This is a genomic window from Micrococcus sp. EWR3.9.1 (genome assembly GCF_052615555.1).
In genome coordinates, this window is the sequence record NZ_JBQXFD010000012.1 from 51,685 (window position 1) to 74,370 (window position 22,686).

The following is a 22,686-nucleotide window of genomic DNA, read 5'->3' on the forward strand; positions in this document are numbered from 1 at the left end:
GACGACGCCGGGCCCCCGTCCCTCGGACGGGGGCCCGGTCGTCTCACGGGGCGGGTTCAGCCCTCGAAGCCGTGCTCCGGGGCCGGGAACGCGCCGTCGAGCACGTCCGCGCGATAGGCCCGGACCGCGTCGCCCACGACCTCGTGCAGGCGGGCGTACTGACGGACGAACCGGGGCACCCGTCCCTCGCGCAGGCCGAGCATGTCCTGCCACACGAGCACCTGGCCCGTGGTGCCCGGGCCCGCGCCGATGCCCACGGTGGGCACCCGCAGCGCGGCGTCGACGGCGGCGGCGACGTCCGAGGGGACCATCTCCATCAGGACGGCGAACGCCCCCGCGGCCTCGAGGGCCCGGGCCGACGCCGTCATCCGCTCGGCCGCCCCCGCGCCGCGGCCCTGCACCCGGTAGCCGCCGAGCACGTGCTCGGACTGCGGGGTGAAGCCGATGTGGGCCATGACCGCGACGCCGGCTGCCGTCATCGCGGCCACGTGCTCGGCGAAGCGCTCGTCGCCCTCCACCTTGACGGCGTGCGCGCCGGACTCCTTCACGAGGCGCACGGCCGACTCGACGGCCTGCCGCGGGGAGGCTTCGTACGAGCCGAAGGGCAGGTCCGCGACCACGAGGGCACGCTCGGCACCGCGCACCACGGCCTGGGTGAACAGGATCATCTGGTCCAGGGTGACCGGCAGGGTGGTGGGATGGCCCAGCACGGTGTTGCCCACCGAGTCGCCCACGAGCAGCACCTCGACGCCGGCCTCGTCGAACAGGGCCGCCGTCATCGCGTCGTAGGTGGTGAGCATCGCGAAGCGCCGGCCCTCGTCCTTGGCCCGCTGCAGGTGGACCGTCCGGTACCGGGACGGGGCGGGCGGCCCGTAGGGGGCGGTGTCGTCAGGCTGCCGGGGGGACTGGGGAGCAGACATGGGCCGGAGTCTACGCGGCGCGTCTAGAGTGGCGGCATGGATCGACAGCAGGACTACGTGCTCCGCACCATCGAGGACCGGGACGTCAGGTTCGTCAGGCTCTGGTTCACGGACGTGATCGGTACGCTGAAGTCGGTGGCCCTGTCTCCGGCCGAGGTGGAGAACGCCTTCACGGAGGGCCTGGGCTTCGACGGCTCCTCGATCGACGGATACACCCGCATCTCGGAGTCGGACATGCTGCTGCAGCCCGATCCCTCGACCTTCCAGATCCTGCCCTGGCGCGGCGACCAGGGACAGAGCTCCCGGATGTTCTGCGACGTGCTCACCCCGGACGGCCGGCCCGCCCCCGCCGACCCGCGGCACGTGCTGCGCCGCGTGCTGGACCGGGCCGCGGACCGGGGCTTCACGTGCTTCACCCACCCGGAGATCGAGTTCTACCTCCTGCAGTCGGACCAGCCCGGCCCGGACGGGGAGCCGGTGCCCGTGGACCGCGCGGGCTACTTCGACAACGTGCCCGGCTCCGACGCGGCCGACTTCCGCCGCGACGCCGTCAGCCTCCTCGAGGGCATGGGCATCTCCGTCGAGTTCAGCCACCACGAGAACGGCCCCGGCCAGAACGAGATCGACCTGCGCGCGGCGGACGCGCTCACGACGGCGGACAACGTGATGACGTTCCGGACCGTCGTCAAGGAGGTCGCCGCCGCCCAGGGCACGTACGCCACGTTCATGCCCAAGCCGTTCTCCCACCACCCGGGCTCCGGCATGCACACCCACTTCTCCCTCTTCGAGGGCGACGCGAACGCGTTCTACGACCCTGCGGACGAGTTCCGGCTCTCCGTCACGGGCCGCCGGTTCATCGCGGGCCTGCTGCGCCACTCCGTGGAGATCACCGCGGTGACCCACCAGTTCGTCAACTCCTACAAGCGTCTCTGGGGCGGGGGAGAGGCCCCGTCGTACACCTCGTGGGGGCACAACAACCGTTCCGCCCTCGTGCGCGTTCCCCTGTACAAGCCGGACAAGGCCGGCTCGGCCCGCATCGAGTACCGCGGTATCGACGCCTCGGCCAACCCGTACCTCGCCTACGCCCTGCTGATCGCGGCCGGGCTCAAGGGCATCGAGGAGGGCTACGAGGTGCCCGAGGCCGCCGCCGAGGACATCAGCGCGTTGACCACCCACGAGCGGCGCGTGCTCGGCCATGTCCCCCTGCCCGGCACCCTGCACGACGCCCTGCGCACCGCTGAGGAGTCCGAGTTCGTGGCGTCCGTGCTGGGCGAGCACGTCTTCGACGCACTCCTGCGCAACAAGCGGCAGGAATGGGACGACTACCGCGTGGAGGTCACCCCGTACGAGCTCCGCCGCTACCTCTCCGGCCTCTGAGACGGGTGCCCGTGTCCTCCCTGTCCACCACCGGTGCGCTGCCCGCCGTCCCGGACCGCCGCACCCTCGCGCACGCCGGCGTCGCCGACGCTGGCCGCGTGCAGACGCTGCTCACCTCGCCCGAGTTCGAGGGCGTGGACGTGCGTCCCCTCGTCGAGCTCCTCGGCCACGCCGCCGATCCCGACCGGGCCCTGCTGCTGTGGGTGCGCCTGGCCGAGCGTGAGCCCCGCGTCCACCACGCCCTCCGGGACCCCGAGACGACGGCCCGCCTGCTGCGGCTGCTCGGCGCCTCCGAGGCCCTCGGCGAGTTCCTCATCCGCCGTCCCGAGCACCTGGACCTCGTCCTCGACCCGGACGCGGCCGCCGCCACCGCGCCCGCCCTCGCCCAGCCCGACCCCGCCGACGGTGAGCCCTGGGGTGATGCGTCCGCCACCCTGCGCCGCCTGCTCCTGGACTCGGTGGGCGCTGACCCGGACACCGACCGCCCCGTCGCCGCCGTCACCGGCAAGGACGCCGCCGTCGCCCTGCGCCGTGCCTACCGTCGCCAGCTGGCCGCGATCGCCCTGCGCGACCTCGACTCCGCCGAGCCCACGGCGGCCATGCCCTCGGTGGGCCGCTGGCTCGCGGACCTGGCCGGCGCCACCGTGGACGCGGCGCTCGCCGTCTCGCGGGCCGTCCTCACCGAGCGGGAGGGCCCCGTGGTGGACCGCGTGGACCTCGCCGTGATCGGCATGGGCAAGTGCGGCGCCGGCGAACTCAACTACGTCTCAGACGTGGACGTCGTGTTCGCCCACGCCGTCCGCGAGGCCGCGGACGGCGCGGACCCCGACGCCGAGGTCCCGGACGGGCCGCGCGCCGCCGCGCTCGCGGCCGAGCTGGCCGCGGGCATCGGCCGCGTGATCCAGGGCGCGGCCCCCGAGCCGGGACTGTGGGAAGTGGACGCCAACCTGCGTCCCGAGGGCAAGGACGGCGCCCTGAGCCGCACCGTGGAGTCCCACGCCGAGTACTACCGCCGCTGGGCCCACGGCTGGGAGTTCCAGGCCCTGCTCAAGGCCCGCCCGATCGCGGGCTCGCCCCAGCTCGGCGAGCGCTACATCGCGGAGATCTGGCCCCGGGTGTGGGAGTCCTCCTCGCGCGACGGGTTCGTCGAGTCCGTCCGGGCCATGCGCGCCCGGGTCCTGGACACCCTCGCCCCCGCGGAGCGCGAGCGGGAGATCAAGCTCGGGCCCGGCGGTCTGCGCGACGTCGAGTTCACGGCCCAGCTGCTCCAGCTCGTGCACGGCCGTGCGGACGAGTCGCTGCGGGTGCGCGGCACGCTCGACGCGGTGCGGGCGCTGCACGCCGCCTCCTACATCACCACGCGAGACGCGCGGGCGTTCGACGAGCACTACCGGTGGCTGCGCACCCTCGAGCACCGCATCCAGCTCGTGCACCTGCGGCGCACCCACCTGATGCCGGTCAAGGAGGAGGCCCGCCGCGTCGTCGCCCGGTCGATGCGCGGCGCCGCCGACCGGGGCCCCGCCACCGGCGAGGACCTCCAGGCCGAGTTCACGCGCGTGCGCCGCGCCGTGCGCGGTCTCCACGAGACCGTGTTCTACCGGCCGCTGCTGTCGACGACGGCCGCCCTGTCCGCCGAGGACGTGCGGCTGTCCGCGGAGGCCGTCCGCGACCGCCTGGCGGCGCTGGGCTACCGCGACCCGCAGGGCGCCCTGCGGCACATCGAGGCCCTCACGCAGGGCGTCTCGCGCCGGTCCGCGGTCCAGCGGCAGCTGCTGCCGGCCATGCTCGGGTGGTTCGCGCGGGGCGCCGACCCCGACGGCGGCCTGCTCGCCTTCCGCCGGCTCTCCGAGTCGCTCGGCGGCACGGCCTGGTATCTGCGGATGCTCCGCGACTCCTCGGACGCCGCCCGGCGGCTGTGCCTGGTCCTGTCCGGCTCCCGGTTCGTGGGGGACCTGCTCGAGCACTCGCCCGAGGCCGTGGCCTGGGTGGGGGACGACCGGGAGCTCGACCCCCGGGGCGCCATCCAGCTCTGGCGCCAGGTCGACGCGCGGCTCGACCGCCGCGTGGCCGCGCAGGAGGCCCCGGCCGCCGTCCGCCACGTGCGGCAGGTGCGCCGCAGCGAGACCCTGCGCGTGGCCCTGGCGGACATCTCGGGGCTGCTGGACCTCGAGGCCGTCACCGGGGCCCTGTCGGACATCGACCAGGTGACGGTGGTCGGCGCCCTGCGCGTGGCCTCGCGCGCCGTCGTCGGGGACGCCGACCCGCTCACCGACGTGCTCGTGGTGGCCATGGGCCGCCAGGGCGGCCGGGAGATCACCTACGGCTCGGACCTCGACGCCCTGTTCGTGCATCGGCCCCGCCCCGGCGCGGACGAGGAGCGGGCGCGCGAGCAGGCCGAGGAGGTCGTGCGGACGCTGATGTCCCTGCTGCACCGCCCCGCGACCCCGCCGCTGCCCGGCGAGCGGCCGCTCGAGGTGGACGCCGACCTGCGCCCCGAGGGGCGCCAGGGGCCGCTCGTGCGCACCCTGGACTCGTACCGGGAGTACTACGGGCGCTGGGCGGAGATGTGGGAGCGTCAGGCGCTGCTGCGCGCCCGGCCCCTGGCCGGCGACGACGACCTCGCCACCGACTTCCGGCGGTGGGCCGACGGGGTCCGCTACGCCGGGGACCTGACCACCGCGGACGCGCGGGAGATCCGGCGCATCAAGGCCCGTGTGGAGGCCGAGCGCCTGCCCCGCGGCGCGGACCCCTCCCGGCACGTCAAGCTCGGCCGCGGCGGGCTCTCGGACGTGGAGTGGCTGGTGCAGTCCCTGCAGCTGCGCCACGCGGGAGAGGTCGAGGACCTGCGGGTCACCGGCACGCTGCCGGCCCTGCGGGCGATCGCCCGGCACGGGCTGCTGCCCGAGGCCGAGGTCGCCGTGCTGGAGGAGGCGTGGCTGCTGGCCACCCGGATCCGCGCCGCCCTGCTGCTGTGGACGGGCAAGGTCTCGGACGTGCTGCCCACGAACATGCGCGACCTCGAGGCCGTGGCCCGCCTCAGCGGGGTGGGCACGACCGGCGGGGAGCTCGAGGAGCGCTACCTGCGGGTGACCCGCCTGGCCCGTCAGGTGTTCGAGACCCGGTTCTACGGGCTCTGAACGACGCCGGCCCGCCACCCCGACGGGGTGGCGGGCCGGCCGTGCTCCGGTGTCGCGAGCGCCGGCTCAGGCGCGCACGACGTGCTCCCCGAGCAGCTCCAGGGTGCGTCGCCGCACGCCGGCGTCCTGGGCCGCCGTCGTGATGATCAGCTCGTCCGCCTGGACCCGCGCCGCGAAGTCGTGCAGCCACGCCGCCGTCGTCGGGCCGGTGCCCACGGCCGTGCACTCGAGCATCCCGAGCACCTGCTGACCGGCGGGGGAGTGCAGCAGCATCTCGACCTCGTCGTCGGTGAGGGTGCGGCCCCGGCCGAGCATCATCCGGATGCGCGCCCGCTGCGCGGCCTGCCACTCCCGCTCGGCCACCTCCTCGGTGTCCGCGGCGATCACGTTGGCCGCCGCGATGAAGTGCGGCTCCGCGAGGGCCTCGGAGGGCTCGAAGTGCTCCCGGTACAGGCGCGCCGCATGCTCGAGCATCTGCGGTGCGAAGTGGCTCGCGAACGCGTAGCCCAGGCCGAGCTGCGCGGCCAGCTGGGCGCCGAACGCCGAGGAGCCGAGGATGTACAGCGGCACGTTGGTGCCCTTGCCGGGGTAGGCGTCGATGCCGGGGATCAGGCTCTGGCCGGTGAGGTAGCCCTGCAGCTCGAGCACGTCCTGCGGGAAGCGCTCGGCCGCCGACGGATCCCGGCGCAGCGCCTGCAGCGTCCGCTGGTCGGTGCCGGGGGCGCGACCCAGGCCCAGGTCGATGCGGCCGGGGTGCAGCTCGGCCAGGGTGCCGAACTGCTCGGCGATCACCAGCGGCGAGTGGTTGGGCAGCATGACGCCGCCGGAGCCGAGGCGGATCGAGTCGGTGTGCGCGGCCACGTGCGCGATGAGTACGGCCGTGGCGGAGGAGGCGATAAAGGGCATGTTGTGGTGCTCCGCGTACCAGACGCGCCGGAAGCCGGCGGCCTCGGCGACGCGGGCCTGCTCCACGGATTCGGCGAAGGCTTCGCCCATCGGGGCGCCGTCGCGGACGAGGGCGAGGTCCAGCAGGGACAGCGGCAGGGGGGTGGGGGCGGTGTGCTCGGTCATGGTGCTCCTGGTCTGCGGGCCGCCCGGCCGGGCGGAGGTCTCCACAGATCCAGCGCCCACCGGCCCCGGACTATTCCGCGGCCGGGCACGACGACGGCCGCCCGCCTCCGGCGTGGGAGACGAACGGCCGTCGTCGGGGCCGCGGCGGGCGGATCAGACCGAGTAGTACAGCTCGAACTCGTAGGGGTTCGGGCGCAGGGCCAGCGGGGCGATCTCCATCTCGCGCTTGTACGCGATCCAGGTCTCGATCAGCTCCTCGGTGAACACGTCGCCGGCCAGGAGGAACTCGTGGTCCTCCTCGAGGGCGTTCAGGGCCTCGTCCAGGGTGGCGGGTGCCTTCTGGATGTCGGCGGCCTCCTCGGCCGGCAGCTCGTAGAGGTCCTTGTCGATCGGCTCGGCCGGCTCGATGCGGTTGCGGATGCCGTCCAGGCCGGCCATCAGCTGCGCGGCGAACGCGAGGTACGGGTTGCCCGAGGCGTCCGGGGCGCGGAACTCGATGCGCTTGGCCTTCGGGTTGGAGCCGGTGATCGGGATGCGGATGCCCGCCGAGCGGTTGCCCTGCGAGTAAACCATGTTCACGGGGGCCTCGAAGCCCGGCACCAGGCGGCGGTAGGAGTTCACCGTGGGGTTGGTGAAGGCCAGGACCGCGGAGGCGTGCTTCAGCAGGCCGCCGATGTACCAGCGGGCGGTGTCCGAGAGGTTCGCGTAGCCCTTCTCGTCGAAGAACAGCGGCTCGCCGCCGTTCCACAGGGACTGGTGGCAGTGCATGCCGGAGCCGTTGTCGCCGAAGACGGGCTTGGGCATGAAGGTCGCGGACTTGCCGAACATGTTGGCGACGTTCTTGACGACGTACTTGAACTTCTGCAGGTCGTCCGCCGAGTGGGTCAGCGTGTTGAAGCGGTAGTTGATCTCCGCCTGGCCCGCGGCGGCCACCTCGTGGTGGGAGCGCTCTACCTCGAGGCCGACCTCGGCCAGGACCGAGCAGATCTCGTCGCGCAGGTCGGCCTGCTTGTCCGTGGGGGAGACGGGGAAGTAGCCGCCCTTGAGGCCGGTCTTGTGGCTCAGGTTGCCGCCCTCGTCCTCGCGGGAGGCGTTCCACCAGGCCTCGTCCGAGTCCACGGCGTAGAACGAGCCGCGGGGGGAGGACTCGTAGCGGACGTCCTCGAAGATGAAGAACTCGGCCTCGGGGGCGAAGAACGCCGTGTCGGCGATGCCGGAGGAGCTCAGGTAGGCCTCCGCGCGCTGGGCCACGCCGCGCGGGTCGCGCAGGTAGGGCTCGCCGGTGCGGGGGTTCACGATGGAGAAGTTCATCGTGAGGGTCTTGCGGACCCGGAAGGGGTCCACGAAGGCCGTCGCGACGTCCGGGATGAGCTGCATGTCGGACTCGGCGATGCCGGCGAAGCCCCGGATGGAGGAGCCGTCGAACAGCTGGCCCGTGGTGAAGAAGTCCTCGTCGACCGTGGACGCGGGCACGTTGAAGTGGTGCTGCATGCCGGGGAGGTCGGTGAAGCGGATGTCGACGAACTCGATCCCCTCATCCTTGATGTACGCGAGGACGTCCGCGGGGGAGGTGAACATGGTGCGCTCCTGTGGTCGTGACGATGGTGGCATGTCCGGCACGGCGGCGCTGGCGTGGCGGGTGTCATCACCCTACTTGCCCGGCGGCCTCCGTGGGCGTCGGTGACGCCCCACGGCGAGCCTCGCGGTCCTGCGCCGGTAGGCTGGGCCGGTGGCACGCAGAGCACCCGACCCCGCGCAAGAGCCCGAACCGACCCGCCGCGACGAGCCGCTGATCACCCGGCGCGACCTCGCCGGCTGGGTGGACGGTCCGGGCGGCGGCCTGGCCGGCGGCCGCTGGCCGGGGGACCTGCTGGGCCTGCCCGAGCACGGCCCGACCTCGATGGCCACTGCGGCCCGCCGCGCCGTCGCCCTCGTGATCGACTGGTTCCTGGCCCTGGGCGTGTCCTGGCTGCTCTTCGACTCCGACGCGATCGCCACCCTCCTCGTGTTCGCGGCGATGCATGTCCTCGGGCTCACCCTGCTGGCCACCACGGTGGGCAAGGCCGTGTCTCGCATTCAGGTCGTCCGCGTCGGCGGCCGCCCGGCGGGCCTGCCCCGGATCCTGCTGCGCACGGCGCTGCTGTGCCTCGTGCTGCCGGCCGTCGTCGTCGGGCCGGACGGGCGCGGCATGCACGACAAGCTCGCAGACACCGTCGAGATCCGCATGTGACCGCACCGGCCCGCGCCGGACGACGCCGGATCCGACTCGACGCGAGGCCGGACACGACGAAAGGGGGGCGCCCCGCCGAATCCTCGGCGGGGCGCCCCCTTTCGCGCGGGTGCGTCGGCGCTCAGCGGCCGCGCATCGCGCGGCGGCTCGGGCGCACCTTGTTCGGGTCGACGCCCTTGGGGATGGGCAGCCGGTTGGTGTTGAGCGCGGTCAGACGCTTGTCCACGGCCTGGACCTCCTGCGCCGTGAGGGCCTTCTTCATGCCCTTGAGCGTGCCGGGCAGCTCGTGCAGCGGGACCTGGCCCTGGCCGTTGCCGGACTCCACCACGGTGACGGGCACGCCGGGCAGGAAGCGGCGCATGGCCTTCTCCTCCTTGACCACCAGCGCGGCGACGCGGGGGGAGGGGCCCTCCGTCACCAGCACGACGCCCGGCCGGCCCACGGCGCGGTAGACGAGGTCCTGGGTCTTCGGGTTCACGGCGGCCGGCTGCTCGGACACGATCCAGCCGCGGCCCAGCGTGGAGAGCGCGGCGCCGGCGGCGCCGGGGCGGCCCTCGAGCTGGGCGAACCCGGCGCGGCGCGCCTTCCGGTTCAGGATGACGACGGCGGCGAGCACACCGAACGGGATCGCGATGAGCAGCCACGTGATCCAGTTGTCCAGCAGGAGGCCGATGACGAGGCCGACGACCAGGGCGCCCAGGAAGGCCAGCAGCATCCACAGTCCGACCTTGGGGTCGTGCGCCTTGGTCATGGCGTAGGCCTGCTTGAGCTGGGAGATCACGCCCGGGCCCTTCGTGGCGCGCTTGTCCCGGCGCTGGGCCTTCGCCTGCTCCTTCTCGCGGAGGCGACGCTCGCGCTGCATGGCCTTGACCTCCTTGAGCGTGGCGGAGGTGGAGCCGGAGGAGGACGCGGGGGGCTGGCTGTTCTTCGTCATGACGGGGTCCAGTCTAGTCGGGCGGCTCAGGACATCTGGGCGACGACGGCGGAGGCCTCCTGGCGGGCGGTCTTCTCCCCGGCCAGGTGCGCCAGGTTCTCCGGCAGGGTCCGGCCGAGGCGCTGCATGGCCTGCGCATAGAGCTTGCCCGCGCGATACGACGAGCGCACCAGCGGGCCCGCCATGACGCCCTGGAAGCCGATCTCCTCGGCGCGCTGGGACCACTGGACGAACTCCTGCGGCTTCACCCAGCGGTCGATGGGGTGATGCAGCTTCGAGGGCCGCACGTACTGCGTGATGGTGATGATGTCGCAGCCGGCCTCGTGCAGGTCCACCAGGGCCTGGTCGATCTCGTGGTCCTCCTCGCCCATGCCGAGGATGAGGTTGGACTTGGTCACGAGCCCGTCGGCCTTGGCCATCGTGAGCACCCGGAGGGACTTCTCGTACGTGAAGGCCGGGCGGATGCGCTTGAAGATGCGCGGCACCGTCTCCAGGTTGTGCGCGAACACCTCGGGCCGCGCGTCGAACACCTGCTGGACGAGCTCCGGCACCGCGCCGAAGTCCGGCGGCAGGATCTCGACGCCGGTCCCCGGGTTGAGCGCGTGGATGCGGCGGATGGTCTCCGCATAGAGCCACGCCGCGCCGTCCTTCTGGTCGTCACGGGCCACGCCCGTGACGGTGGCGTACCGCAGGTCCATCTCGCGGATGTTCTCGGCGACCTTCTGCGGCTCCTCCATATCCAGGGGACGCGGCTTGCCGGAGGTGATGTCGCAGAAGTCACACCGGCGGGTGCAGATGTCCCCGCCGATGAGGAACGTGGCCTCGCGGTCCTCCCAGCACTCGAAGATGTTGGGGCAGCCGGCCTCCTCGCACACGGTGTGCAGGCCGGCGGACTTGACCTTGTTCTTCAGGCCGATGTACTCGGGGCCCATGTGGACCTTGGCCTTGATCCACTCGGGCTTGCGCTCGACGGGCACCTCGGCGTTGCGCGCCTCCACGCGCAGCAGGCGGCGGCCTTCGGGGGCGAGGCTCATGCGGGGATTCCTTCCGTGGGGGTGACGGCGATGTACGCCGGCCCGAGCTCGTCCAGATGACGGGTGAGCACCGGGACGACGTCGGCCGGCGTGATGGTCCGGCCCGTCTCGACCGACAGGGTGGTGGTGGCGGCGTCCGTGATGCCGCACGCGATGATCCCCTCGTAGGGGGCCAGGGAGTTGGAGCAGTTCAGCGCGAAGCCGTGCATGGAGACGCCGTCGTGGATGGACAGGCCGATGGCGCCGACCTTGCGGTCCGGGCGGGCCGTGCCGTCGTCGTCCCGGTCCGCGAGGACCCAGATGCCTGCCCGCCCGTCCACGCGGACGGCCGTGACGCCGAACTCGGCGGCGGTGCGGATCAGCAGCTCCTCGAGGAACCAGACGTAGTCCTTGACGTGGGCACGGTCGCGCAGCCGGACCACGGGGTAGCCGACCAGCTGGCCCGGCCCGTGCCATGTGATCTTGCCGCCGCGGTCCACGTCCACGACGGGGGCGCCGTCCGTGGGGCGCTCGGCGTCCTCGGTGCGGCGACCGGCCGTGTAGACGGCTTCGTGCTCCAGGAGGAGGAATTCGCCGTCGGAGCGGCCGGCGACGACGTCCGCGTGCAGGGCGCGCTGGGCGTCCCAGGCGGCGTGGTAGTCCACCAGGTCGGGCGCCAGGCCGAGCACGCGCAGGGGCGGCAGGGGTGTCTCGGGCATGACGTCCACTGTAGTCCTCGGGCCCGGACCTGTGGACAACCGCCGTGACGCTCGGGGACATGCGGCACCCTGGGCTGGAACGGACGGCGCGGCGGAGAGGGGAGACCGATGCGGGACTGGGACGAGGCGGACGGCGGCGCGGCCGGACGCGTCGGCGGCGGGCCGGAGACCGAACCGGAGAGGTCGTCGGAGCCGGGCACGGCTGCGCCGCGCGCCCCGGGCTGGGAACCCGTCCGGCTGCTCGGCGCGGGCGCCCAGGCGGAGGTCTGGCTCGTCGAGGACGGTCGGGGCGTCCGGGCCGCCCTGAAGGTGCCCCGTGCCGGCGCGGCGCCGGATGCGCTGGCGGCGGAGGCGCAGGCCGGACGGGTCGCGCATCCCCATCTGCTGCGCGTGCTCGGCGTGGTGGAGACGGACCGGGGCCTCGGGGTCCTCACCGAGCACCGCGCGGCCGGCACGCTGCAGGACATGGTGCAGCGGGTCGGACCCCTGAGCCCGGGGCAGGCCGTCACCGTGCTCGTCCCGATCGCCCAGGCTCTCGCGTGCCTGCACCGCGAGGGGGTGGTGCACGGCGACGTGTCCCCGGCGAACGTCCTGTTCGGCGTCGACGGCAGCCCGGCCCTCGCCGACCTCGGCGTCGCCCGGGTGGTCGGCGGGGCGTCGGGGGCCGGGGCGACGCCGGGCTTCGCGGCCCCCGAGGCGCTCGCCGCGGTGGAGGGGGCCGGGGCGGAACCGGGGGCGTCTCCGGCGGTGGGGGCGCCGAGTGACGTCCATGCGTGGGCCGCCCTGGGCTGGTACGCGCTCACCGGTCGGGCGCCGGGCGCCGCCGGGCATCGGGCGCCGCTGCCCGTCCTGGTCCCCGAAGCGTCCCCCGAGCTCGCGCTGCTGCTCGATGCGGCGCTCTCCCCGGACCCGGCGGCGCGGCCGAGCGCGGAGGAGGCCGCCGCAGCCGTATACGCGACGGCCCGGCCCGAGCCGGTTCCGCTGGGAGAGGCCGCCCCCGCCGAGGTGGCGCACCTGCTGCCCACGGTGCTGCCGGGCTCCGGGCCCACGCGGCGACGCCGGGGACGACGCGCGGCTCCGAGACGGCGCGCGCTCGCGCGCCGACGGGGGGCGGCGCCACGCCGGGGCGTCCTCGTGGCCGCCGGGCTGGCCACCGCGCTGGCCGTCGGCGGCGGCACCGTGGGGCTGTGGTGGTCGGCGTCCCTGGGCGACGCGACGGAGGGGGCGCCGGAGCCGGCGGGCGCGGTGCCGGCCGGCACCTCGGTGGACGCGGCGCGCCCGGCGGACGGGACGCCGGAGAGCGGGACGCCGGCGAGGGTGCCGGACGCGGGTGCCCCCGGGGAGGACGCCGCCGGGGAGGACGCCGTCGACGTGGGCGAGGCGCTGGCCGCGGTCGGCCACGCCCGGACTGCCGCGCTCATCGACCCGGAGCCTGCGCGACTGGACGCCTACGCCGTGCCCGGGGGACCGGCGTGGGAGAACGACCGGGATCTGCTGCGCCGGCTGACGGACGAGGGGTTCGCCTTCTCCGGCCTCGAGGTGACGGTGGAGCAGGCCGGACCCGCCCGGCGGGCCGGGGACGACGCGCTGCGTGTCGACGCCGTGCTCCGGACGTCGGCCCACACCGTGCTGGACCGCGCGGGACGCGTGGCGGCGCATCGGGAGGCGACGGCCGAGGAGGTCGTGCTGGTCCTGCGCAGCGGCCACGGAGAGGGCCCCGAGGGGCGGGACGGCGGCGCGGCGGGTCGGACGTGGCGGGTCGAGACCGTCGATCCGCGCTGACCCCGGGCCCGGATCCAGCGCCGGAGGCCGGCGGTCCAGACGGGGGGACGCCGCGGGCCCCGGGGAGAAGCTCCCCGGGGCCCGCGGCGTGGTGCGGCGTCAGCCGCCTGGGCTGATCACTGCCAGAGGACGGCGACCAGGATGTTCACCAGGCCCAGACCGCCCACCGCGTGGGCCAGGCCCGTGGGCACGACCTCCCCGCGGTTGGACTTGCGGCGGCCGATCAGGGCGGCCACGAAGACGATGACGCCGATCAGGAACTTGACGCCCAGCTTCATGTGGTTCGGCTCCCCGCTCATGGCGAGGCCGAAAAGCACCACGCCGGAGACGATCATGCCCACGGAGCCCCACCACTGCGAGGTGGTGACGGTCGGGTTGCGGAAGTGCGCGAACCAACCGCCCACGATCGCTGCGGCGGACACGATGTGCACGGCCACCAGGATGCTGTGCAGGATATCCACAGTCCTTCTCCCTTTCCGTCAGAGACCCAGCTCGTTGGCGAACTCGCCGCCCTCGAGACGCTGACGCAGCGTCGTCAGGAAGCGGCCCGCGTCGGCCCCGTCCACCAGGCGGTGGTCGTAGGTCAGGGACAGGTACATCATGTGGCGGATGGCGATCGAGTCGTTGCCGTCCGCGTCGGTCACCACCATGGGGCGCTTCACGATCGCACCGGTGCCCAGGATCGCGACCTGCGGCTGGTTGATGATCGGCGTGTCGAACAGCGCGCCCACGGAGCCGATGTTCGTGATCGAGAACGTGCCGCCCGAGAGCTCGTCCGGCGAGATCTTGTTCGTGCGGGTGCGCTCGGCCACGTCGGCGATCTTCTGGGCGAGGCCCGTCAGGTTCAGGGAGCCGGCGTCCTTGATGACGGGCACCAGCAGCCCCTTCTCCGTGTCCACGGCGATCGCGATGTCCTCGGACGCGTGGTACGTGATCTCCTTGTTGTCCTCGGAGAACGACGCGTTCAGCTTGGGGTGCTGCTTGAGGGCCTCGGCGACCGCCTTGGTGATGAACGGCAGGTACGTCAGGTTCACGCCGGCCTGCTGCTGGAAGGAGGCCTTGGCCTTCTTGCGCAGCTGCACGATGCGGGTGACGTCCACCTCGTGCACCTGGGTCAGCTGGGCGGACAGGTCGAGGGACTCGCGCATGCGCTGGGCGATGACCTGGCGGATGCGCGGCGCCTTCTCCACCTCGCCGCGGACCGAGGGGTCCACGGAGGAGCTCGTGGCCGGGGCGGACGCGGCCGACGACGGGGCGGCAGCCTCGGAGGCCTGCTCGGCCGGAGCCTCGGACCCGCCCGCGGCGGCCTGCGAGGCCAGCGCGGCGGCGAGCACGTCCTGCTTGCGGATGCGGCCGCCGACGCCCGTGCCGCGGACCGTGGACAGGTCCACGTTGTTCTGGTGGGCCAGGCGGCGCACCAGCGGGGTCACGTAGCCCTGGCCGGGCTCGGTGGCGGCGGGCGCCTCGGCGGACTCGCCCTGCGCGGAGTCGCGCTCATCGGACTCGCGCCGGGAGGCCTCCTCGGACGGGGACGCCTCGGGCGTCTCCTCCGACTTCTCGGCCCCGGCGGCCTCGGCGGCCTCCTCGGTCTCCTCGGGGGCCTCGGCCTCGGTCGCCTTGTCCTCGATCTCCTCGGCGGACGCCTCGTCCTGGCCGGAGGAGCTCTCCGACGGGGCGGTGCCGCCGCCGGCGGAGCCGGAGCCGACGAGTGCGAGGACGGCGCCCACCTCGACGGTGTCGTCCTCCTCCGCACGGATCTCCAGGAGGGTGCCCGCCACGGGGGAGGGGATCTCGGTGTCGACCTTGTCGGTGGAGACCTCGAGCAGCGGCTCGTCGACCTCGACCTCGTCGCCGACGGACTTCAGCCAGCGGGTCACGGTGCCCTCGGTCACGGACTCGCCCAACGCGGGCAGGGTGACCTCGGAGGCCTCGCCGCCGGCCGACGGGGCCCCGTCCGAGCCCTGGTCGGTGGAGGCGCGCTCCTCCGGAGCCGGCTCGCCTGCGGGCTCCTGCTGGGCGTCGTCCTGCTGCGCCTCCTCGACGGCGGGCTCCTCGGCCGCGGCGTCGTCCTCCGACGCGTCGGCGGAGCCGCCGCCGGAGCCGTCGCCGATCGTGGCCAGCGGGGCGCCGACCTCGACCGTGTCGTCCTCCTCGACCAGGATCTCCTCGAGCACGCCGGCCACGGGGGACGGGATCTCGGTGTCGACCTTGTCGGTGGAGACCTCGAGCAGGGGCTCGTCGACGGCGACCTCGTCGCCGACGGCCTTGAGCCAGCGGGTCACGGTGCCCTCGGTGACGGATTCGCCCAGGGCGGGCAGGTTCACGGTTTCAGACATGGTTCCGATGCTCCTCATGAGGGGTGGGCGCCGGGGGCGCCCACCCGGGGTTGCGAGGTGGGCCCGACGCACGGACCCGGGATGGTCAGTGCGGTGGGTCAGCTGTGCAGCGGGTGGCCGAACAGGGCCATGGCGGCCTCGCCCAGGGCCTCGTTCTGCGTGGGGTGCGCGTGCACGAACTGGGCGACGTCCTCGGGGTAGGCCTCCCAGTTCACGATGAGCTGCGCCTCGCCGATCTGCTCGCCGATGCGCTTGCCGATGCCGTGCACGCCCACGATCGGGCCGTTCTTCTGGCGGATCATCTTGATGATGCCGCCGGTGCCGAGGATCGAGGACTTGCCGTTGCCGGCCAGGTTGTACTCGGCGACCTCGACGTTGTCCTTGCCGAACTTCTCCTCCGCCTTGGGCTGGGTGTAGCCCACGGACATGATCTCCGGCTCGGTGAAGGTGACCTTCGGGATGTTGATGTCCTCGACGACCATCGGCTTGTTGCCGGCGATCTCCTCGGCCACGAAGATGCCCTGCTGGAAGCCGCGGTGCGCCAGCTGCAGACCGGGGACGATGTCGCCCACGGCGTAGATGTTGCCGACGCCGGTGTGCAGACGCTCGTCGGTGAGGACGAAGCCGCGGTCCATCTTGACGCCCTGCTCCTCGTAGCCGAGGCCCTCGGTGTTCGGGCCGCGGCCGACGGCGACGAGGCAGACCTCGGCCTCGAACTCCTTGCCGTCCGCGAGGGTCACCTTGACGCCCGAGTCGGTCTCCTCGACCTTGTCGAAGAACGTGCCCAGGTTGGTCTTGATGCCCTTCTTCTTGAACTCGCGCTCGAGGACCTTGATGATCGCCGGGTCCTCGTTGGGGACCAGGGTCTTCAGGCCCTCGATGATGGTGACGTCGACGCCGAAGGAGTTCCACAGGGACGCGAACTCGGAGCCGATGACACCGCCGCCGAGCACGATGGCCGACTTCGGGGTGTAGTCCAGCTCGAGGGCCTCCGTGGAGGTCATGATCTTCTTGGAGATGGGCAGGCCCATGGTCTTGGCCACGGAGCCGGAGGCCAGCACGATGTTCTCCGCCGTGTAACGGGTGCCGTCGACCTCGACCTCGTTCTTCGAGACGAGCTTGCCCTCGCCCTCGATGACCTGGACCTTGCGCATCTTCAGCAGGCCGGCCAGGCCCTTGTGCTTGCCGGCGACGATGCCGTCCTTGTAGTCGCGCACCTTCGCCATGTCCACGGACTCGAGGGTCGCGTTGACGCCGAACTTGGCGGCGTTGCGGGTCTCATCGGCCACCTCGGCGGCGTGCAGGTAGGCCTTCGTGGGGATGCAGCCCCAGTGCAGGCAGGTGCCGCCGACCTTGGACTTCTCCACGAGGGCGACGGACTTGCCGTACTGCACGGAACGCAGGGCTGCGGCGTACCCGGCGGAGCCACCGCCGAGGACGAGGACGTCGAATTCCTGAGCGGTTGCCTTGTCGGCCACGGTGTTGCTCCTTGGTGCTGGGGTCGGTGGATCGTGGTGGTGGTGCGTCACCGCCACCCCCGGCCGTCGGCGGCGGGCCGCGCGGCCGGGGACGCGGTGGACATCGGGACCAACCTTACCGGGCACGCCCCTCGATGAGACCCAACAGGGTCCGCACCATCACGCCGGTGGCGTCCTGCGGGGTGTAGCCGTACGCGGCCGACTCGTTGAAGGAGGGGCCGGCGATGTCGAGGTGGGCCCAGGGGGTCCGTGCGGCGGCGTCGCCCTCCGACCGTCCGGCGTCGACGAATTCGCGCAGGAAGGTGGCGGCGGTCATCATGCCGCCGAAGCGGTCGCCCATGTTGGAGATGTCCGCGACGCGCGAAGTGAGCGAGGCGCGCAGCTGCTCCGGCAGGGGCATGCCCCACGCGAGCTCCCCGGCCGCGTCGGCCGCGGCGACGACCTCGTCGCGCAGCGCGTCGTCACCCATGACGCCCGTGTGGCGCACGCCGAGGGCGACCAGCTGGGCACCGGTGAGGGTGGCCACGTCGAGCACCGCGTCGGGTCGCTCGTCGGTGGCCGCCACGAGGGCGTCGGCCATGACGACGCGGCCCTCGGCGTCCGTGTTCATGACCTCCACGGTCTTGCCGCCGTACATCGTGATGACGTCGGACGGGCGGATGGCGGTGCCCGAGGGCATGTTCTCGGCCAGCGCCAGCCAGCCGGTCACCTTCACAGGGACGTCCAGGGCCGCGGCGGCGCGCACGACGGCGAAGACGGTGGCGGCGCCGGCCATGTCCGACTTCATCGTCATCATCGAGGCGGCGGGCTTCAGCGAGATGCCGCCCGTGTCGAAGGTGATGCCCTTGCCCACCAGCGCGATGTGCGCGGCGGCGTCGGCCGGCGCGTGCTCGATGCGCACGAGCCGCGGCGGGCGGGAGGAGCCCTGGCCGATCGCGAGGATGCCGCCGAAGCCCTCGGCGCGCAGGCGGTCCTCGTCCCACACGTCCACGCTCACGGACGAGTCCGCGAGGTCCTCCGCGACGGCGTCCACGAACGTGGCCGGGTAGAGGTGCGAGGGGGCCGTGTTCACCAGGTCGCGCACGGCGCAGACCGCGTCGCCCACGACGGCGGCCCGGCGCAGCACGGGGTCGGCGTCCGCGGCGGCGAGCGGGGTGACGACCTCGAGCTCGCGGACGGGACGGGACGAGTCCGCCTCGGCGCGGGCGCGCTCGGACTTCAGGTCGGTGAAGGCGTACGCGCCCAGGACGGCGCCCTCGGCGACGGCGGCCAGCCGTGCCGGGGTGTCGGCCGGCAGGGCCAGGGCCACGGCGTCGGTGCCGGCCAGGGAGCGCACGGCGGCCCCGGCGGCGCGGCGCAGGGACTCGTCCGAGGCCTCGCCGTCGTCGTCCAGACCGCCGACGCCGGCCAGGACCAGCAGCGGCACCGGCACGCCGCCCAGGCCCGGCAGGCGATGGACCTCGTCCGCGGCGCCCCGCACGCCCAGCAGCTCGAACGAGGCCTCGAGGGCGGTGGCCGCCTCGGCCGGCAGCGCGTCCGTCAGGAGCACGGGGCCGTCCGGGCCGGTGCCCACCCCCACCACGAGGGCGGAGGCGGTCAAGTCCTCCAGGGCGCGGGCGGTCAGGGTCGGGCGGTCCAGGGTGATCACGGACGGGCCTCTCTTCCGGGGGTGGGGGATGCGCCCGGCGGGGTGGGCCGGGCCGTCCCGCGTCATCCTAGCCAGAGGGCTCGCGCGCTCGTCCAGGGCGCGCGGGCGCGGAATAGGAGGGTGCCGTGCCGTGGTTGACTGACGCCAGAGGACAGGGAGGGATGTGCGTCCGTCGCCATCCGGGCGGCGGGGACGACTCTCCCGCAGACGGACCACCGGAAGGGGAACGAGACGTGCAGGACGCCGCGCCGCTGTACACCCGTCATGAGGGGGCGCCCGTGCCCCCCGGCCTGGGCATGCTCGTGGCCCTGACCGGGCACATGGATGCGGGCCGGGTCGCTCGGCAGGTGCGGGCCGCGCTGCACGAGCACCTGACCCATCGGACCGTGGTCTCCTTCGACGTCGACTCGATGTTCGACTACCGAGCCCGGCGTCCCCGGCTCCGGTTCGACCGGGACCGCTACCGTGATCTGCGTCTGCCCGCGCTCGAGGTGCAGCTGGTCGAGGACCTGCTCGGCCACCCCTTCCTGCTGCTGTCCGGCCCCGAGCCGGACTTCCGGTGGCAGGCGGTGACGGAGGCCGTGCTCGGCCTCGCGCAGGAGTGGGAGGTGGACTCGCTCACGTTCCTCGACGCGGCCCCGCTGCCCGTGCCGCACACGCGGCGGCTCGGGGTCACGACCCACGGGTCCCGCGCCGACGCCGTCGAGGGGCTGTCCACCTGGAGCCCGGAGGCGGACATCGTCGCGGGGCTGCTGCAGATGCTCGAGCTGCGCGCCGAGGAGGCGGACCTGCCGACGGCGGGCTACACCGTCCATGTGCCGCACTACGTGGCCGAGGCGTCCTTCCCCCAGGCGGCCGTGGCCGCGCTCGAGTACGCGGGGGCCGCCATGGGGCTCATGCTGCCCTCGGACGACCTGCGAGACGCCTCGCGGGACATCGAGGCCGAGCTGGAGCGCCAGGTCTCCGGGTCCGGGGAGATCCAGCAGATGATCGCCGGCCTGGAGCGCAACTACGACCAGAACGCCGAGGACCAGGAGCGGTCGTTGCTCGAGACCGAGCAGGGCCTGCCCGACGGCGACGAACTCGCCTCCGCCGTCGAGGCGTACCTCGCCGCGCGGGACGCCGGCGGCGGGTCCGCTCCTGCACAGGAGGACGGACCCGGCCGTCCGTCCACCGACGACGGGGACTGATTCCACCGCGGGGGCCCGGTCGGCGAGGGTGGCGGCATGGAAGCCCCCACCTCGCTCGACGCCCCCGTCCTGCCGGCCCGCGGCCCGGAGGACCTGCTCGCCTACGTCGGCCACGCCCTCGGGCGGTTGCCCGAGGACAGCCTCGTCCTCCTCACCCTGCACGACGGGCGCCTGCGCGCTGTGGTGCGGGTCGATCTGCCTCCCGAGGAGGTCGACGTCGACGCTTGGGCCTGCGCCGTGGCCGAGGTGTGCCGGCGGGACGCGGCAGCGGACGCGACGCTCTGCCTCGCGTTGCCGGACGGCGCCCGAGCCACGCTGACCCGTCCCGGCTGGGCCGCGGCGCTCGACGACGCCCTGGCGTCCGCGGGTCGCCCCCTGGCCGCGGCCTGGACGTGCGCGCACGGACGGGCGCGCCCCTGGTGGGGGAGCAGCATCGCCGAGGAGGGCACCCTCGACCCCCGAGCCGCGCCGCTGTCCCTGCACCTGATGACCCGCGGTTCGGTCTGGGACCGCGCGGCGGTGTCCGACCCGGTCCCGCGTCGTGGTCCCGCCGCGGCCCGGCCCGACGACGCGCGGTGGCGGCCGCCCGAGCAGGACGCGCCCCCGGCACGCCGCGCGTGGCTGGCGCAGTGGGAGCCGGTGCTGACCGGCACGGCGCGTGGCCGCGGTGCGCCCGCACCCGCCGTGCTGGGCTCGCCGCTGACGCGTCCGGCCTGGCGCGACGGCCTGCTGCTCCATGCCGCCGCGCCGTCCGGCGCGGCCACGGGGGATCCGGGGGACGAGGAACGGATCCTCACCGCGGCCTCGCGCCGGGCGCCGGCCTGGGACCGGCTGGACGCCCTGCGGGCGGGGCTGCGCGCGCTCGTGCCCGTCGCGACGCCGGCCGTGGCGGCTCAGGCCCTGGCACTGGCCGGGTGGGTCGGCTGGGCCCGCGGCCACGGCTCCGACGCGGACGCCCACCTGACCGCGGCGGCGGCGCTGAGTCCCGGCGACCCGTTCGTCTCCGTCCTGCGACGCATCGTGGCCGCGGGGTGCGTCGCAGGCTGGGCGACCGACCCGGCCACCGCGTGGCGGCCCGACGGTGGCCGCCCATGAGAGAATGATGCGGCTTCACGACGGCACGGCCGACCGCAGCCCGTTTCCCGGGTTCGGAATAGATCGGTCTCAGCCGTCGTTGGCACTCACGGACCCTGCAGTCGGCGGGCCCGGACGACGTCGGTCGTCCGAGGCCGCGACTTGACAGGGTCACGTGTCTATGGACTGCAAGGATCCGCGGGTGGCCGCGGACGAGACGGAAAGGCCTCGAGTGACCACTTCGACGACCAGCGGTGTGCAGGACGGCAAGGAGACCACTGCCTCCGAGGCCACGACCACGCGCACCCGCTCCACGGCAGCCAAGAAGTCGGCAGCCACGAAGAGCGCCACGACCAAGGGCGCCACGACGCGGACGACCGCGACGAAGTCGGCGGCGACCAAGACCGCTGCCACGCCGACGGCCAAGAAGAAGGCGACCCGGAAGCCCACCGCGGCCAAGACCACCGCCACGGCCAAGACCACCGCCGCGAAGAAGACCGCCACGACCGGGGGCAAGAAGGCCACCGCGTCCGCCGGCTCCGCCGAGCAGGCCGAGGACGACGAGGAGCTCGTCCAGGCGCGCGAGCGCACCGAGGCCGCGGACGCCGTCGAGGAGGACGTGGTGGCGGACGAGACCGCCACCGAAGACTCTGATGATGAGGACGCGGACGGCTCGGACGCTCCGGAGCGTCCGGCGATGGACGCGGAGGCCGTGACCGGCACGACGGCCGCCACAGGCCAGAAGGTGGCCCAGTCCAAGGGCGCGTTCGTCATGGACGACTCCGAGGACGACGCCCCGGTGCAGCAGGTGGTCGTGGCGGGCGCCACGGCGGACCCGGTGAAGGACTACCTGAAGCAGATCGGCAAGGTCGCCCTGCTCAACGCCGAGCAGGAGGTGGACCTGGCCATGCGCATCGAGGCCGGCCTCTACGCCGAGCACGTCGTGCAGCACGAGGCCTCCGACGACTACCGCGAGCGCCGGGACATCCAGCTGATCATCGCGGACGGGCGCAAGGCCAAGAACCACCTGCTCGAGGCCAACCTGCGTCTGGTGGTCTCCCTGGCCAAGCGCTACACCGGTCGCGGCATGCTGTTCCTGGACCTCATCCAGGAGGGCAACCTCGGCCTGATCCGCGCCGTCGAGAAGTTCGACTACACCAAGGGCTTCAAGTTCTCCACGTATGCCACGTGGTGGATCCGTCAGGCCATCACCCGCGCCATGGCGGACCAGGCCCGCACCATCCGCATCCCGGTGCACATGGTGGAGGTCATCAACAAGCTGGCCCGCGTGCAACGGCAGATGCTCCAGGACCTCGGCCGCGAGCCCACCCCGGAGGAGCTGGCCAAGGAGCTGGACATGACCCCGGAGAAGGTCGTGGAGGTGCAGAAGTACGGCCGCGAGCCCATCTCCCTGCACACCCCGCTCGGCGAGGACGGCGACTCCGAGTTCGGCGACCTGATCGAGGACTCCGAGGCCGTCGTGCCCGCGGACGCCGTCTCCTTCACGCTGCTCCAGGAGCAGCTGCACTCGGTGCTGGACACGCTCTCCGAGCGCGAGGCCGGTGTCGTCGCCATGCGCTTTGGCCTGACCGACGGCCAGCCCAAGACGCTGGACGAGATCGGCAAGGTCTACGGAGTGACACGAGAGCGCATCCGCCAGATCGAGTCGAAGACCATGTCCAAGCTGCGTCACCCCTCCCGCTCGCAGGTGCTCCGGGACTACCTGGACTGAGTCGCAGCGGCATGACGAAGGGCCGGACCCCCGCGGGGGTCCGGC

Annotated in this window: 17 protein-coding genes; 7 read left to right on the top strand and 10 right to left on the bottom strand. The window is 73.5% G+C overall.

All coding sequences use genetic code 11. The annotated features are described in order from the left end of the window. Window positions 1–56 precede the first annotated feature (56 nt). Entirely contained in the window at window positions 57–920 is an 864-nt protein-coding gene (gene panB, locus ACUJ8O_RS08565) for a 3-methyl-2-oxobutanoate hydroxymethyltransferase (RefSeq protein WP_036383056.1), read from the bottom strand. Between the two features lie 36 nt (window positions 921–956). Between panB and glnA (ACUJ8O_RS08570) the strand changes: the two genes are divergently transcribed. Both glnA (ACUJ8O_RS08570) and ACUJ8O_RS08575 read left to right on the top strand, forming a co-directional pair. Continuing rightward, window positions 957–2,297, top strand: a complete 1,341-nt coding sequence (gene glnA, locus ACUJ8O_RS08570) for a type I glutamate--ammonia ligase (protein ID WP_036314197.1) — start codon at window positions 957–959, stop codon at window positions 2,295–2,297. Between the two features lie 11 nt (window positions 2,298–2,308). After that, window positions 2,309–5,434, top strand: a complete 3,126-nt coding sequence (locus ACUJ8O_RS08575; RefSeq protein ID WP_095347510.1) for a bifunctional [glutamine synthetase] adenylyltransferase/[glutamine synthetase]-adenylyl-L-tyrosine phosphorylase — start codon at window positions 2,309–2,311, stop codon at window positions 5,432–5,434. A gap of 66 nt (window positions 5,435–5,500) precedes the next feature. Here ACUJ8O_RS08575 and ACUJ8O_RS08580 read toward each other — a convergent pair whose 3' ends face one another. Then, window positions 5,501–6,505 (bottom strand): LLM class flavin-dependent oxidoreductase, encoded by a 1,005-nt coding sequence (locus tag ACUJ8O_RS08580; protein ID WP_095347511.1) that lies wholly within the window; start codon window positions 6,503–6,505, stop codon window positions 5,501–5,503. A 153-nt stretch (window positions 6,506–6,658) separates the two neighbouring features. Further along, window positions 6,659–8,083, bottom strand: coding sequence for a type I glutamate--ammonia ligase (gene glnA, locus ACUJ8O_RS08585; RefSeq protein WP_010078521.1), 1,425 nt, complete (start codon window positions 8,081–8,083; stop codon window positions 6,659–6,661). Between the two features lie 151 nt (window positions 8,084–8,234). Between glnA (ACUJ8O_RS08585) and ACUJ8O_RS08590 the strand changes: the two genes are divergently transcribed. Further along, on the top strand, window positions 8,235–8,735 hold the full coding sequence (locus ACUJ8O_RS08590) for an RDD family protein (protein WP_445373312.1): 501 nt from the start codon (window positions 8,235–8,237) through the stop codon (window positions 8,733–8,735). A gap of 121 nt (window positions 8,736–8,856) precedes the next feature. On the opposite strand, the gene ACUJ8O_RS08595 is transcribed toward ACUJ8O_RS08590, so the two are convergent. Genes ACUJ8O_RS08595 through lipB form a run of 3 tightly spaced genes read right to left on the bottom strand, consistent with a single transcriptional unit; the run spans window position 8,857 to window position 11,401 of the window. Continuing rightward, window positions 8,857–9,669 carry a DUF4191 domain-containing protein gene (locus ACUJ8O_RS08595; protein ID WP_036314203.1) on the bottom strand — a complete coding sequence of 271 codons (813 nt, stop codon included), beginning with the start codon at window positions 9,667–9,669 and terminating at the stop codon, window positions 8,857–8,859. A 26-nt stretch (window positions 9,670–9,695) separates the two neighbouring features. Next, on the bottom strand, window positions 9,696–10,703 hold the full coding sequence (gene lipA / locus ACUJ8O_RS08600) for a lipoyl synthase (RefSeq protein WP_036383060.1): 1,008 nt from the start codon (window positions 10,701–10,703) through the stop codon (window positions 9,696–9,698). Then, window positions 10,700–11,401: a lipoyl(octanoyl) transferase LipB gene (lipB, locus tag ACUJ8O_RS08605; protein WP_036314221.1), complete on the bottom strand. Its 702-nt coding sequence runs from the start codon at window positions 11,399–11,401 to the stop codon at window positions 10,700–10,702. Before lipB ends, lipA begins: the two co-directional genes overlap by 4 nt. Window positions 11,402–11,509: 108 nt before the next feature. Here lipB and ACUJ8O_RS08610 point away from each other — a divergent pair, with 108 nt between their 5' ends. After that, window positions 11,510–13,183: a serine/threonine-protein kinase gene (locus ACUJ8O_RS08610; protein ID WP_095347512.1), complete on the top strand. Its 1,674-nt coding sequence runs from the start codon at window positions 11,510–11,512 to the stop codon at window positions 13,181–13,183. A 116-nt stretch (window positions 13,184–13,299) separates the two neighbouring features. Here the strand turns inward: ACUJ8O_RS08610 and ACUJ8O_RS08615 are convergent, their stop codons facing one another. The 4 genes from ACUJ8O_RS08615 to ACUJ8O_RS08630 form a co-directional block, all read right to left on the bottom strand. Beyond that, window positions 13,300–13,644: a hypothetical protein gene (locus ACUJ8O_RS08615; protein ID WP_010078527.1), complete on the bottom strand. Its 345-nt coding sequence runs from the start codon at window positions 13,642–13,644 to the stop codon at window positions 13,300–13,302. 18 nt (window positions 13,645–13,662) lie between these two features. After that, window positions 13,663–15,519: a 2-oxoglutarate dehydrogenase, E2 component, dihydrolipoamide succinyltransferase gene (gene sucB / locus ACUJ8O_RS08620; protein ID WP_445373313.1), complete on the bottom strand. Its 1,857-nt coding sequence runs from the start codon at window positions 15,517–15,519 to the stop codon at window positions 13,663–13,665. A 98-nt stretch (window positions 15,520–15,617) separates the two neighbouring features. After that, window positions 15,618–16,997, bottom strand: coding sequence for a dihydrolipoyl dehydrogenase (gene lpdA / locus ACUJ8O_RS08625; protein WP_036336938.1), 1,380 nt, complete (start codon window positions 16,995–16,997; stop codon window positions 15,618–15,620). Window positions 16,998–17,112: 115 nt separating this feature from the next. Next, window positions 17,113–18,645, bottom strand: a complete 1,533-nt coding sequence (locus ACUJ8O_RS08630) for a leucyl aminopeptidase (RefSeq protein WP_095347519.1) — start codon at window positions 18,643–18,645, stop codon at window positions 17,113–17,115. 233 nt (window positions 18,646–18,878) lie between these two features. Between ACUJ8O_RS08630 and ACUJ8O_RS08635 the strand changes: the two genes are divergently transcribed. The 3 genes from ACUJ8O_RS08635 (at window position 18,879) to ACUJ8O_RS08645 (ending at window position 22,641) form a co-directional block, all read left to right on the top strand. Next, window positions 18,879–19,835, top strand: a complete 957-nt coding sequence (locus tag ACUJ8O_RS08635) for a PAC2 family protein (protein WP_036314094.1) — start codon at window positions 18,879–18,881, stop codon at window positions 19,833–19,835. 36 nt (window positions 19,836–19,871) lie between these two features. Then, entirely contained in the window at window positions 19,872–20,930 is a 1,059-nt protein-coding gene (locus tag ACUJ8O_RS08640; protein ID WP_012750911.1) for a DUF4192 domain-containing protein, read from the top strand. A 235-nt stretch (window positions 20,931–21,165) separates the two neighbouring features. Continuing rightward, window positions 21,166–22,641, top strand: a complete 1,476-nt coding sequence (locus ACUJ8O_RS08645) for an RNA polymerase sigma factor (protein WP_095347515.1) — start codon at window positions 21,166–21,168, stop codon at window positions 22,639–22,641. Window positions 22,642–22,686 lie beyond the last annotated feature (45 nt).